Raw genomic sequence first — 14053 nt, forward strand, 5'->3', positions numbered from 1 at the left:
AAATATTGTTAACAATAAAAAGCGTATCTTTGCACAAATTCAGGTTCCTCCTATAAAAGTTAACTGGCGCCGGGATTATATGTACCCGCACATCTGCACATCTGAAATTTGCATATCTGCACATTTAAAGAATCATGTCATTCGAAAATTTAAAATTAATTGAGCCTCTCCTCAAGGCCTTAAAAACAGAGGGATATACTACACCTACCCCAATACAGGCACAAGCTATACCTATTATATTACAACAACGGGATTTATTAGGTTGCGCCCAAACAGGTACAGGTAAAACCGCAGCCTTCGCGCTGCCTATTTTACAGTTATTATATAACGACAGGATGGCTCATAAAGAGCAAAAAACCATCAAAGCGTTAATACTAACCCCAACCCGCGAACTGGCCATACAAATTGCCGAAAGCTTTACCAATTATGGTAAGCATACCGGTTTAAGAAACCTGGTTATTTTTGGCGGTGTATCACAAAACCCGCAAGTTGACGCTTTAAGGCGCGGCGTTGATATTTTGATAGCTACTCCCGGTCGTTTGCTGGATTTGATGAACCAGCGTCATGTTCACCTGGATCATATTAAAATGCTGGTGTTAGATGAAGCCGACCGTATGCTGGATATGGGCTTTGTAAACGACGTTAAAAAGATAATAGCTAAAGTTCCTAAAAACAGGCAAACGCTGTTCTTTTCGGCTACCATGCCAAATGAGATCCAGTCGCTGGCCGATACCATATTAACCAAACCTGAAAAGATTGAGGTTACCCCGGTATCATCAACTGCCGATACTATACAGCAATCATTGTTTTATGTAGAGAAGAACGATAAAAAAGCATTGCTGATCCATATATTAAAGGATAAGAACATTAAAACCGCGCTGGTATTTACCCGTACAAAACATGGTGCCGATAAGGTGGTTAAAGACCTGGTTAAAGTTGGCATAACTGCCGAAGCCATCCACGGTAATAAGTCACAAAACGCGCGTCAGCGGGCATTAACAAACTTTAAGAACCGCACAACACGCGTGCTTATAGCTACAGATATTGCTGCCCGTGGTATTGATATTGATGAGCTTACACACGTTATTAACTACGAGATACCTAATATTCCCGAAACTTACGTACACCGTATTGGCCGTACAGGCCGTGCCGGGGCAAATGGTATAGCACTTACTTTTTGCGATGAGGAAGAGATCTTGTTTTTAAGGGATATTCATAAACTTATTGCAAAGGAAATTCCTGTTGAAGAAGGGCACCCTTACCCAATGAACCCTGTAGCAATGACTGCAACGTTATTGGCCGGCCAATCAAAAAAAGGATCGGGCAGCTTTAAACGCGACAGCGGCAGAGGCGGCAGTGGTCGCAAACCATCCGGTAACGGCGGTGGCAAACCAGGCGGCAATCGTACGGGTGGTAGTGGTAACCGGTCTGGAAGTACAGGTGGCAGCAGCGGCATGAGTGGCGCAAGCAGGTCATCTGGCAGAAGGTAATCAGATACAATAAATATTAAACAGGGTACGATTTATTGTACCCTGTTTTGTTTAATGAGTTTTTCTACTTTCAAGTAAATTTCCGTGTTAATAAGTTAATAAGCATATTTGCTGCTGTCAAAAAAAATAAATAGCTTTAAATGAAATTAACAGCGCCTATATCAATGAAACGCCTTATCGATCTTGTTAAGAACAAGTTTTTTTTGGTTACGATGGCTTTTTTAGTGTGGATGATTTTTTTTGACAAGAACGATCTGTTCTCACAATATGAATATCGTCAACAGGTAAAAAAACTGGAGCAGGAACGTGATTTTTATAAAGTAGAAACCGACCAGGTTAACAAAGAGCTAAGCGAACTTACCTCAAATCCCCAGCAATTAGAAAAATTTGCCCGCGAAAAATACCTCATGAAAAAAGATAACGAAGATGTTTATCTAATAGTACGGGAAAAAAAGGATAAATAGGGAGAAGAATTAAGAAGTTAGCATCAAGAAATAAGATATTTTGAAAGCGATGAGTTTAGCTCATCGCTTTTTTTGTGGGTGCTGTTTCGCTTTGAAAGAAATGATTCAGTTTAAAAAAAGTGTCATTTCGATGCGAGGTATGAGTGAGAAATCTTCGGCGATATGCAATTTAGGCGCGGTATTCCGCAGGAAATTTCTCCTTGCCCTCACGTACAATCAATTCCCGCGCTGGCTCGTCGAAGTGACATTCCTATTTAATATAATTCATTGGGAGGAGTTTCTCCAAATCACTGCAATCAAGCCGAAGTTTTTTGTATCCCAACCCTTATCTCCTGTTTTCTACCTAAAACCTTATCCCTCAACTTCAATGATGGTTTTTCAATAGCATATCGCAGTACCAAAGCGCCGGCTACGGTACTCGCCAGGCAACAAAGCATCATCAGGTTACTATTTACGTTTATCCCCACTTTACCAAGCAAGGTTTGGGTAACGTGTATCATTAGCTTGTGAATAAGATAGATGCCGTACGATAACGTAGCTATTTGCGATGTAATCCATGATTTTATGCTAAAAAATACATTTCCTGGGCACACTATTGCCGCTACAATAAATCCATAGCCAATAGCAATTAAGGGATAACCGAAAATGCAGGTGCTAAAGGTTTGTTGTGGGGTGCAAACAAAATACGCCCCAATTAAAATGGATATACCTACCAGCATCAGTACGTTGCTGTATTTGTTGATGCTATTTTTAATATGTGGATAAAAGGTATACAAACCCGCAATACCAACCCCAACAAGCAAGCCATCCAGGCGGTTATAAGTAGGGTAGTAAATAACCTTATTAAATAACGCGCCAAAGTTGTCTGAAGGCAAATTGGGTTCGATGAAGTAGTGCCAGTTGACGTATCGAATTAAAAAACCTCCCATAAATAAGGCTGCTAACAAGTAAACTGCTTTTTTGCCTACACTCAAATAGTTAAGCAGTAAAATGGTTAAGGGCAATATCAAATAAAACTGCTCCTCCACACAAAGGGACCATGAGTGGGTGAACGTTCCTGTTTGTCGCAAATCTAAATGAAGGTTCAAAGTAAAAGTGAGGTATTGCCATAAAGGCGCCATGCCGTCCCGCTCGCGTAAAAATGGAAACGTCACATACAACGCTATCATAACCAAATAAGGTGGAATAATGCGGAAGAAACGTTTTACAAAAAACTCTCGCATGGAAATTTTATGCCCTTTGGCAATGGTGCTAAACAACTGCCCGGCGATGAGGAATCCGCTTAAAACAAAAAACAGGTCGACACCCGTCCACCCGAAACTGCCAATTTTATTCACCCAATCCGGGTGGCCAAACATTACTTGATAATGAAACAGCAAAACATAAATAATTGCAAAAGCCCGCAGATGATCTAAACCTAAAAGCTTGTGTTTGTCAGAAATATTTAAGGTGGGAGATAGCATCAAAAGTTCAGGAGTTTGTTGTGTAATTTAGGTAAAAAGGGGTTGCTAATTACAAGAACCGTACGTTACAGCTAAATTTTTACAATTAGGGTTGAGGCATTAAAAAAGCCCGGCTTTTTTGTTTTTATCTTTACTCCTTGCTCTTTTGTCCTTTCCTCCATCAACCCTAAATCTCCCCCTCACGCTTCCTCAAAAACCATTCGGCTGATAGCAGGGCAAGTATCAGCACAAACAGCCATTTTATATCAATGATATCGCTGTAGTGTTTGTCCTCGTATACCACTGTTTTAATATTGTCGTTTTTGCGGATGAGGTTGGCAAGCTGGCCTATTTGGGATGGGGGCAGCATCTGGCCGCCGCTTTGTTTGGCTATAGTTTGCAGAAGTTGATGGTTGGCTGCACTTTGGCGAGTTTCCAGGTTAAGTGGTTTTACGGTTAGCTGTCCGGCGGCTTTAAACTGCTGGGTGCCGTTTTTAGTTGTGGCGGCATAATTATATTCGCCAACGGGCAAGGTGCCTGCATCCAACTGGTAGCTTTGCCCCGTACGACTAAACAGGAAGCTATAACTTTTTCCAGCGTTGCTTTTCAAATCTATCTTAACATCCGGCGTATTTATCAGTTCCAGTGCGTCGTTGTAAAGCTCGGCGTTAATGATTACGTTTTCCCCCTCGTCAAAAACATTACGGGCCGGGTAAACCCTAAACCGCTGGCGGTTGGCATTAGCGGTTAGGTATTGTACAGTTTGACTCAGTAGCTCGTCTGTGGCGTTGCGGTTGCCGTAGTTCTGGTACTCGGCAAGCTGCCAGCGCCATAGCCCCTCGCCAGTTAAAACAGCTATGCGCCTGCCCGCATCGTCGCCGAAGGCTAGCAATGGGTAGGTGGTGGCTACTGCGCCAATTTTTTGGCGTAATAAAATAGCCGAGTTTACCGATGTAGCATAACTGCCAAACGGCGCCAGCAAAGGCGGCAGCACACTTATTTTTTTGCGCGATGAATCGGACAAGGTAAATGCCGAAAAGCCGTTTTCGGGCAGGGCAAAAACTTCCTGCGTTTCATCGCTGCCCGCGCTTATTTTAACTACGTTTTGCGCGGCATTAAAAACCTGTACATTGCTTTGCGCGCCAACAATGTACCAAACCGGCGTTTTACTTTGGCTGATGAAGGTTTTTACCGGAGTAGCATCGCCGGCCGAGATCTGGTAGAGGATAATCAGGCTATAATCGGCCAGTTTAATGCCGTTTATATCGGTCAGTAGACTGGTTTTTACTTCAAAGTTTTTATTGGTTTCAATGGCTTGTTTGATCACCGTAATATCCGGGTGGGCGCTTTGGTATAGTACCAGCACTTTTTGGCGCGCATCCAGCACATCTACATAAATGGTTTCGGTATTGTTTTGGGTTGACAGCTCGTTTTTAACCGGTGCTATGCTGATGTTGTATTTCCTTAATCCTTTTTTATCGGCAGTAAGTTTTATGGGGACAAGCTTTTTAAAATCGGCTGATGTTACGGCAATGTTTTGGCTGTACACCTGTTTGCCATCTTCTGTAACTGAAAGGTGAATGGTTTCGCCCTGGCTTTGATAGGCGGCAACCAAAACCTCCACCTCAAAATCGTTACCAAGAAAGGCGGTTTTGTTGTAGTTTACATTGCCTATCAGCAAATCGCGTTTGGCAACGGTATCCCCCAGGGCAATGGTATAAATACTTGTCTTGATGTTTTGGGCTTCGTATTGTGGGTCGTTACCCTGGTTGTACAGACCGTCGGTTGCCAGGATCAGCGCGCCGATGTTTTGGTTGACAAACCTGTTGTTTAGCTGGCGCAGAGCATTGGCAATATCAGTTTGTTTACCATCGAATTTGCCGGATAGTCCATTGCTTAATTCCTTGCCGAAATTAAATTCCTGCACATCATATTTGTCGCCAAGTTGTTGTTTGAGATTGGCGAGGTCGCTTATTAGCTTTTCGGAATTAAAGCCTGCGGGTTTAAAAGTGTTTATAGATGAGGAGTTATCCTGCGCAATTAATACAAGCGGTTTCTGCGGATCGTATTTAACCGTTTTTACCAGGGGCGATACCAGTAGTATGGCTATAAAAAACACCACAATAGCGCGGATAGCTGCCAGCGCCAGCCTGAAGTTTTTGCCCAGGTTAACCGGTTGCCGGTAAAGCAGCCAGGCGTAAGCGACACCCAGTACCAAACAGGCAGGCACCCACCATCCCGAAACCGAACCCCATGTAAGTGAAAACATTATTAGTATACGCCGTATGTTTTAGCGCTGACTGCAAAATGCGAAAATATTGTGAAATGAAGGGAATAAGTTTTACGGCATTTGCATAACGAAGATGCGTTGCAAACGCGGTGATGTTTTAAGCAGTCGTTACAAACGAGCGCAATTGACTTATCTTGTTTCGAGTATTGTGCCGATTTTAATTCCCTGAGCTAAAAAGTAACGTCGTAATAGGTCGAACTTTTGCTTGCAATAAGCGGTTTTCCTGATTTTTTCTGAACTAAATTCTATTTTTTGACACTGGAAACAAAATTCAATGTATTCACTTACATGGCCTTTTTTGTCAATAAATAGTATGGCGTTCCTGGGGTTATAACATTTGCCGCCCGGGTCAGCTATTGCTAAACCACCCTTCATAGGCGTGTAGCCAATGTTGTATAATATATCAGTTAAGGAATCAATGCCATTATTTGATAAGGTTTTTATCTCTCTAACCTTAGTCTTATCTATAATATGATATTTTACCGGCAGGTAATTAAAATTGGCCTTTGGGTCATTGAAAGAGATTATCTTAATACTATTGGTTGTATTGAAAGGAAAGAAAGTACGCCTTTGTTTAGCTGTAAATAAATCTTGATGTAGGCATTGGTCAAACTTTTGTAGCTGCAATGCTTCCTGATAGGTGGGTGGTTTTTGCAGCGAATGTTTTTTTTGCCCAAAGACAATGCAAGGAATTAAAAGAAGCAGAAAGGCAAGTTTATTCACGTTTAAGGTTATTGGGATTGTTATAAATGTAGTGATTCTAAAAAATCAATCCAATTTAATACAAAATGCCCTTAAACCAAACAAGGCAAGTTTTTAGCTTGCCTTGTTAAAAAAGTTGTCATGCTAACCGTACTGAAGCATCTATTGTACGGTAAGCAAATTTTGCGATTAGATTCTTCGTACCTCAGAATGACAAAAGGAGCTTTTTTGAATTTTTACTTTTGAATTTTGTCTTAAACCTAAAGCATTCCGCCATCAACAGGGATAACCTGCCCGGTGATGTATGCGGCCATATCTGATGCCAGGAAAACACAGGCATTGGCCACATCTTCGGTAGCGCCGGCGCGTTTAAGCGGGATAGCTGCTGCCCATCCTTCAACCACTTTAGGGTCGAGCACATCGGTCATTTCGGTTTTGATAAAGCCTGGGGCAACAACGTTGGTACGGATGTTACGTGAACCAAGCTCTTTTGCTATTGATTTAGAGAAACCGATGATACCTGCCTTTGAAGCCGCATAGTTAGCCTGACCGGCATTACCCTGCACGCCAACAACCGAACTCATATTAATGAACACACCATTGCGGTTTTTCATCATGATCTTAGAGGCGGCTTTGGTAAGGTTGAAGATTGATTTAAGGTTTACTTCCAAAACATCGTCCCATGCTTCTTCAGTCATGCGCATCAGCAAACCATCTTTAGTGATGCCGGCGTTGTTAACTACAATATGTAAAGTACCAAAATCGGCAACAATGTCGTTTACCAGTTTTTCGGCCTCATCAAATTTAGATGCATCGGAGCGGTAGCCTTTAACCTGGGTGCCAAAACTTTGCAACTCCTGCTCTAAGGCTTCGCCTTTTTCAACAGATGATAAATAGGTAAATGCCACGTTGGCGCCGTGTTCGGCAAACTTTTCGGCTATTTTACGACCTATACCTTTTGATGCACCGGTAATAAGCGCTGTTTTTCCTTCTAATAATTTCATAATTTGAGTATATGATTTCGGGCGGTGAAGTTAGGGAATTAGTCCGAAAGTCCGAAAAGTCGGGAAAGTCCGGAAGTTGAAAAATGTTCATAGATGATGGCTCATAGATCATGGTATTAAATATTTGCAATAGGGATGGAAACGGATACCGGCCCGTGGCTAATGCCTGCGCAGTATTAGTGTACAGCCCGGGCCGAAGGCATTGCCCTTGTATAGATCAAGGATTTTAGGAACAAGATGAAAGAAAAAACTAACCCTGCAGCGTTATTTATTATACATTATTTCATTAGGCAATAAATTCCATCTCCCAATACCTTTTCATAAGCTAAAAACACCGATGTGCCGCAACGCCTCAATTACTTAACAATTCCTTTATAAATTAATTAACCAATTAACTAAATATCACTACCTTTGCGGCTCAAAAAAACACAGTAAATGAGCCAGTCTGTTCAAATAAAAAACGCTTTAATTTCTGTTTATTACAAAGATAATTTAGAGCCCATTATTCACGAGTTAAACCGCCTTGGTGTTAACATATATTCAACCGGTGGTACCGAAACTTTTATCCGCAATTTAGGCGTTAATGTAATTCCTGTGGAGGACCTTACATCATATCCTTCTATTTTAGGCGGACGTGTTAAAACCCTGCACCCTAAGGTGTTCGGCGGTATTTTAGCCCGCAGAAGTTATGACGGCGACCAAAAGCAGCTGGCTGAATACGACATTCCGGAGATTGACCTGGTAATTGTAGATCTGTACCCTTTTGAAGAAACTGTACAATCTGGCGCCGGTGCCGAAGATGTGATCGAGAAGATAGATATCGGTGGTATTTCCCTGATCCGCGCGGGAGCCAAAAATTTTAAAGATGTAGTTATCGTTGCGTCAAAAAATGACTACGGTGTGCTGGAAGATATTCTGAAAACACAGGATGGTGTTACCACAATTGACCAACGTAAGTCTTTTGCGCATAAGGCATTCAACATTACATCAAACTACGATACCCACATTTTCCAGTATTTTAATACAGAAGAGCCGCTGCCGGTATTTAAACAAAGTATCCAAACCAGCCAAACCTTGCGTTACGGCGAAAACCCGCATCAAAAAGGTACTTTTTATGGTAACCTTGATGCCATGTTCAATAAATTGAACGGTAAAGAGCTTTCCTACAATAACCTGGTTGATGTTGACGCTGCCGTTGCCCTTATTGATGAGTTTACCAATGAGCCTACCATTGCTATTTTAAAACACACCAATGCCTGCGGTATAGCATCACGCTCTTTCATTAAAGAGGCCTGGATAGATGCTTTGGCTTGCGACCCGGTTTCGGCCTTTGGTGGTGTAATTATTGCCAATGACGAGATTGACGCTGCTACTGCTACCGAGATAGACAAGATATTTTATGAAGTGCTGATTGCACCAGCTTATACAGACGAGGCGGTACAGATATTACAGGCTAAAAAGAACCGTATCATATTGGTTCGCCAGCCGGTAGAGCTGCCTGTTAAGCAGTTCAAAACTTTATTGAACGGTGTTATTGAGCAGGATAAAGATGCCGTTATTGAAGGTCCAACTCAAATGACCCCGGTTACCAACCGCAAACCAACCGAGCAGGAATTGAAAGACCTTCATTTTGCCAATAAAGTAGTTAAGCACACCAAATCAAATACTATCGTGTTCGCTAAAAACAACAGTTTGATATCAAGTGGTGTTGGTCAAACTTCAAGGGTCGATTCATTGAAGCAGGCTGTTATTAAAGCCAATAGCTTTGGGTTTGATTTGAAAGGTGCTGTTATGGCGTCTGACGCGTTTTTCCCGTTTGCTGATTGTGTTGAACTGGCTGCCGAAGCAGGTATTACAGCCGTGTTACAACCAGGCGGATCAATAAACGACAAGCTATCTATAGCCATGTGCGATGAAAAAAACATCGCTATGGTTACTACAGGCGTGCGTCACTTTAAGCATTAATTTGGGTGAAAAAAGTGAATGGTTGATTGAGTTGATTAGGTGAGTGGTTGAGAAAGGTGCAGAAAGTATTTAACTTAATCAACATAATCAACCCAATCCAACTAAATCAACTTCCCGAACAATAAATATTAATTTTTAACGCTTTTAATTGCAACTATGTAATTTTATTAAGCGTATTTTTATAAACTTTGCAGATTATTTCAAGGAAACATTAGATGGGTTTATTTAACTTTTTTACACAAGAAATTGCTATCGATTTGGGTACTGCCAATACCCTTATTATACATAATGATAAAGTGGTTGTCGATGAACCGTCTATCGTGGCGTTCGACAGGACTACCAATAAAGTTATCGCCATAGGCAGGCAGGCCATGCAAATGGAGGGTAAAACACACGATAACATCCGTACCGTTCGTCCGCTTAAAGATGGTGTAATTGCCGACTTTAACGCTGCCGAGCACATGATACGCGGTATGATAAAAATGATAAATCAGGGTAAAGGATGGTTCTTTCCGTCGTTACGTATGGTTATCTGTATCCCATCGGGTATTACCGAGGTAGAGAAACGTGCCGTACGTGATTCGGCCGAGATTGCCGGTGCCAAAGAGGTTTACCTTATTCATGAGCCAATGGCTGCTGCGGTAGGTATTGGTATTGATGTGGAAGAGCCTATGGGTAACATGATCATTGATATTGGCGGTGGTACTACCGAAATTGCGGTTATCGCGTTATCGGGTATCGTTTGCGATCAGTCTATCCGCGTAGCGGGAGATAACTTCGACTCGGATATTGTTCAGTATATCCGCCGTCAGCACAACATTATGATAGGTGATCGTACTGCCGAGAAAATTAAAATTGAAGTAGGCGCGGCATTGCCAGAGCTTGCAGATCCACCGGCTGATTTTGCCGTACAAGGTCGCGACTTGATGACAGGTGTGCCAAAGCAGATTATGGTATCATACACTGAGATTGCGCATTGTTTGGATAAATCTATCTCTAAAATAGAAGAAGCGATATTAAAAGCGTTGGAAATTACCCCGCCAGAGCTTTCGGCAGATATTTACCAGACTGGTATTTACTTAACCGGTGGCGGCGCCCTTTTGCGCGGACTGGATAAACGTGTGGCAGCCAAAACAAAGCTACCCGTTCACGTAGCCGAAGATCCACTACGTGCCGTAGTACGCGGAACCGGAACCGCCCTTAAAAATATAGGTAATTTTAAATTTTTAATGCAATAGCCTATAATTACTGAATTATTGAGTTATTGAATTAGTGATTTTAGGATCTTTTTAATTCAATAACTCGGTAATTCAATAATTCAATAATTATAAAACGATGCGTAACCTCTTGATTTTTATCACTAAGTATAACGCGTTTTTTCTGTTTCTTATTTTTGAGCTGAGCGCCCTGCTTATCTACATAAAATATAACTCTTTTCAAAAAGCTACTTTTATTAATTCGCAAAACAAGGTTACCGGCGGTTTATTTGCGCAAGTAAGCGAGTTTAAAGGATACCTGTCATTAAAAGATGTGAACGATAGCCTGGCGCTTGAAAACGCCAAGCTTAGGGGGCAGCTTAAATCTGCATTTTATGTAGATACGGTAGAAAAGCATAAAGTGGTTGATACCGTTTATAAACAACAGTACACCTACATAGTGGCCAAGGTTATCAATAACTCCTTTAACAAACGCAGTAACTATATCACCATAAACAGGGGCAGCCGCGATGGTATTGCCAAGGATATGGGCGTAATAAACAGCAACGGCGTAGTGGGGCAGGTTATTAACGTTACTGATCATTTGGCTATCATACAATCGGTATTACATAAAAACACACGCTTTAGTGCTATGCTGGCCAATGATAAGCAGATAGGCTCATTCATTTGGGGTGTAGATCTCGATCCGCATAAAGGTTTACTGATAGATATGCAGAACAATGCGCAGCCAAAACTTAACGAACAAGTGGTAACATCGGGCTATTCGCTTTTCCCTACGGGCATACCATTTGGTAAAATTACCAATCTGCATGCCAAGGGCGGCGGTTTGCTGCTTAATGTGGAGGTAGCGCTTGCAGTTGATTTTACCAAACTTCAATACGTTTACGTAGTAAATAACAAATTTGCACTTGAACAGGCGGGACTGGAGGCCGTGCAGGATAAAAATGAGTAGAACCATATTAGTTAATACCATCCGCTTTTTGGTTTTGGTTTTTATGCAGGTTTTTCTGCTCAAAAACATCACCTTTTATAACCTGGCTACGCCATACTTTTATATTCTGTTTATCCTGCTGTTGCCTTTCGAGGTGCCAAACGTATTGTTGTTTGCACTGTCGTTTATTTTAGGCCTCACTGTTGATGCTTTTTACGATACCCCGGGTTTGCATGCCGCTGCTTGCGTTTTACTGGCATTGGTGCGTGTGCTGTTCATCAGTATAACGGTGCAAAAAGATGGCTTTGATAACGAGCCCGAACCAACCCTGAGTATTATGGGTTTCAGGTGGTTTTTAACCTATGCCGTTATACTTACCTTCTTTCATCATTTTTTCCTGCTCAATTTAGAGGTTTTTAGTATCGACGAAATACAATACACACTAAGCCGTGTTGTTTTGAGTTCATTATTTACAGTATTTTTGATGCTGATTTCAGGCCTGCTATTTTTCAAAAGGAAAGAACGTAAATGAACAAATTTTTTGAGCGGCGCTACGTTGTAACCGGCATATTCATTGTTATAATTATTACCCTGCTTGCCCGGCTGTTTTACATACAAATTGTAGACGATCGCTACACGCTGTATGCCAACAGCAACGTAAGGCGCACGCAGATAGTTTATCCGGCCCGGGGCCCTATACTTGACCGTAAGGGGCGTGTATTGGTGCAAAACGAGCCGATATATGATGTAAACGTTAACCCTAAAGAGGTAAGGGCATTTGATACCGTTGCCTTTTGCAAAATGCTGGGTATAGATAAAGCGGGTTTTGATAAACGCCTTGCCAAAGCCATTAAATATTCGCCCAATAAAGAGTCGCCTTTTGAAAAGCAGCTGCCGGTAGAGATGTATGCAGCTTTACAGGAAAAATTATTTGAATTTCCGGGCTTTTATGTGCAGCCCCGTACGGTACGTGCTTACCCCGATTCAGTTGCGGCGCAGTTCCTGGGTTTTATTGGCGAGGCCACCCCACGTGATATTAAACGCTCAAACGGTTATTACCGCCTGGGTGATTACATTGGCGTAACCGGGGTAGAGAAATCCTACGAAGAAGTTTTAAGAGGACAACGCGGCGTAAAGGTGCAAATGGTTGATTCGCGCGGTATACCTAAAGGCTCATATGCCAACGGCGCGCTGGATACGGTTGCAAGATCGGGCGAGCGCCTTACTTCATCACTTGATATCGAAATACAAAAGCTCGGCGAAAAATTGATGAAAGACAAGCTGGGTAGCATTGTGGCTATTGAGCCCTCTACCGGCGAGATACTTTGCTATGTGAGCAGTCCCACCTATGATCCTAACCTAATGGTAGGGCGCGAGCGTGGTAACAACTCGGCCAAAATGTATAACGATCCCTACAAGCCATTTTTTACCAGACCTATTCAGGCCTATTATCCGCCGGGATCGTCATTTAAACCATTGAGTGCTTTGGTTGCTCTGCAGGAGGGTTTGATAACTCCGCAAACTACCTATAACTGTCCGGGCTATTACATGGCTGGTAACGTTAAAGTAAAATGTACACACGTACACGGTGTGGTAAATTTAAGTAACGCTATTGCCGGTTCATGTAATGGGTTCTTTGACATGGTTTTTGAAAAACTAATGAATGCGAGAGGCCCCAGGAACACCACACCCTCATTTGTTGACTGGCGTAATAAGGTAAATAAATTTGGCCTGGGCGCAAAGCTTGGGGTTGATATTCCAAACGAAGGTCGCGGTAATGTTCCTACCGCCTTGCACTATGATAATATATATCATCCCGGCAGGTGGCGCTCAAGCACCATTATATCATTAGCTATTGGGCAGGGCGAACTGGAAGCTACTCCTATGCAGCTGGCCAATATTGAGTGTACGATTGCGAACCATGGGTTCTTTTATAAACCGCATTTAATAAAAGGCATTGGCGATAAGGACATAATAAAAGACGAGTACACGCAAAAAAATTATGTAGGTATCGATCCGCAATATTTTGAGCCTGTTATTGATGGGATGCAAAATGTGGTTGAAGGTAATAACGGCTATGCTACCGCCCGGCGTTCGAGGATACCGGGTATAATAATGTGCGGTAAAACGGGTACGGCGCAAAATCCGCATGGTAAAAATCACTCGCTGTTTGTAGCCTACGCGCCAAGGGAAAACCCAAAGATAGCTATTGCTGTAGTGGTTGAAAACTCGGGCGATGGTGGTAACTATGCCGCGCCGATAGCTAGTTTTATTGTAGAAAAGTATCTGAAGGGGATGATCACCAAACGAGAATCGGGTATTACGGTTGACGAGTTTGCCAACATGAACCTGCTGCCCGATCTTGCTCTTTACCAGCACGATTTGCAAAGGGAGCGCAGAAGGGATAGCATCCGGGCCGTAAAAGCCGACTCCATTAAAAAATTTAAGGCCGATTCAATGAAAAAGGCCACTCAGCTTAAATCAGCAAAAAATAATAAACCAGGTAGCTGGGGTAATCTTTTTGCAGGAAGGGGTAAAGGTAAGTAGC

Annotated in this window: 11 protein-coding genes; 7 read left to right on the top strand and 4 right to left on the bottom strand. The window is 42.3% G+C overall.

The genetic code is table 11. From position 1 onward, the window contains the following. Positions 1 to 134: 134 nt before the first annotated feature. Both BLS59_RS05430 and BLS59_RS05435 read left to right on the top strand, forming a co-directional pair. A complete protein-coding gene (locus BLS59_RS05430) occupies positions 135 to 1490 on the top strand; it encodes a DEAD/DEAH box helicase (protein WP_091145793.1) in 1356 nt (451 codons plus the stop codon). Positions 1491 to 1630: 140 nt separating this feature from the next. Then, on the top strand, positions 1631 to 1954 hold the full coding sequence (locus BLS59_RS05435; RefSeq protein WP_317039746.1) for an FtsB family cell division protein: 324 nt from the start codon (positions 1631 to 1633) through the stop codon (positions 1952 to 1954). A gap of 296 nt (positions 1955 to 2250) precedes the next feature. Here BLS59_RS05435 and BLS59_RS05440 read toward each other — a convergent pair whose 3' ends face one another. The 4 genes from BLS59_RS05440 to fabG all read right to left on the bottom strand — a co-directional run bounded on the left by BLS59_RS05440 (position 2251) and on the right by fabG (position 7392). Beyond that, positions 2251 to 3417, bottom strand: a complete 1167-nt coding sequence (locus BLS59_RS05440; RefSeq protein ID WP_091145796.1) for an acyltransferase family protein — start codon at positions 3415 to 3417, stop codon at positions 2251 to 2253. Positions 3418 to 3583: 166 nt separating this feature from the next. Then, the gene (locus BLS59_RS05445; RefSeq protein ID WP_091145800.1) at positions 3584 to 5665 is read right to left on the bottom strand and encodes a vWA domain-containing protein; all 2082 of its coding nucleotides are present in this window, start codon (positions 5663 to 5665) and stop codon (positions 3584 to 3586) included. Between the two features lie 150 nt (positions 5666 to 5815). Next, a complete protein-coding gene (locus tag BLS59_RS05450; RefSeq protein ID WP_091145804.1) occupies positions 5816 to 6409 on the bottom strand; it encodes a hypothetical protein in 594 nt (197 codons plus the stop codon). 239 nt (positions 6410 to 6648) lie between these two features. Then, on the bottom strand, positions 6649 to 7392 hold the full coding sequence (gene fabG / locus BLS59_RS05455) for a 3-oxoacyl-[acyl-carrier-protein] reductase (protein ID WP_091145807.1): 744 nt from the start codon (positions 7390 to 7392) through the stop codon (positions 6649 to 6651). Between the two features lie 435 nt (positions 7393 to 7827). On the opposite strand from fabG, the gene purH reads away from it, so the two are divergent. The 5 genes from purH (at position 7828) to mrdA (ending at position 14052) form a co-directional block, all read left to right on the top strand. Continuing rightward, positions 7828 to 9357, top strand: a complete 1530-nt coding sequence (gene purH / locus BLS59_RS05460) for a bifunctional phosphoribosylaminoimidazolecarboxamide formyltransferase/IMP cyclohydrolase (protein WP_091145809.1) — start codon at positions 7828 to 7830, stop codon at positions 9355 to 9357. Between the two features lie 215 nt (positions 9358 to 9572). After that, entirely contained in the window at positions 9573 to 10595 is a 1023-nt protein-coding gene (locus tag BLS59_RS05465) for a rod shape-determining protein (protein ID WP_090651245.1), read from the top strand. Between the two features lie 97 nt (positions 10596 to 10692). Then, entirely contained in the window at positions 10693 to 11526 is an 834-nt protein-coding gene (gene mreC / locus BLS59_RS05470) for a rod shape-determining protein MreC (protein WP_091145813.1), read from the top strand. After that, a complete protein-coding gene (locus BLS59_RS05475; RefSeq protein ID WP_091145817.1) occupies positions 11519 to 12037 on the top strand; it encodes a rod shape-determining protein MreD in 519 nt (172 codons plus the stop codon). Before mreC ends, BLS59_RS05475 begins: the two co-directional genes overlap by 8 nt. After that, on the top strand, positions 12034 to 14052 hold the full coding sequence (gene mrdA / locus BLS59_RS05480) for a penicillin-binding protein 2 (protein ID WP_091145820.1): 2019 nt from the start codon (positions 12034 to 12036) through the stop codon (positions 14050 to 14052). The genes BLS59_RS05475 and mrdA overlap by 4 nt, the downstream gene beginning before the upstream one ends. Position 14053: the final 1 nt, after the last annotated feature.

The organism is Mucilaginibacter pineti (genome assembly GCF_900101875.1).
GTDB lineage: Bacteria > Bacteroidota > Bacteroidia > Sphingobacteriales > Sphingobacteriaceae > Mucilaginibacter > Mucilaginibacter pineti.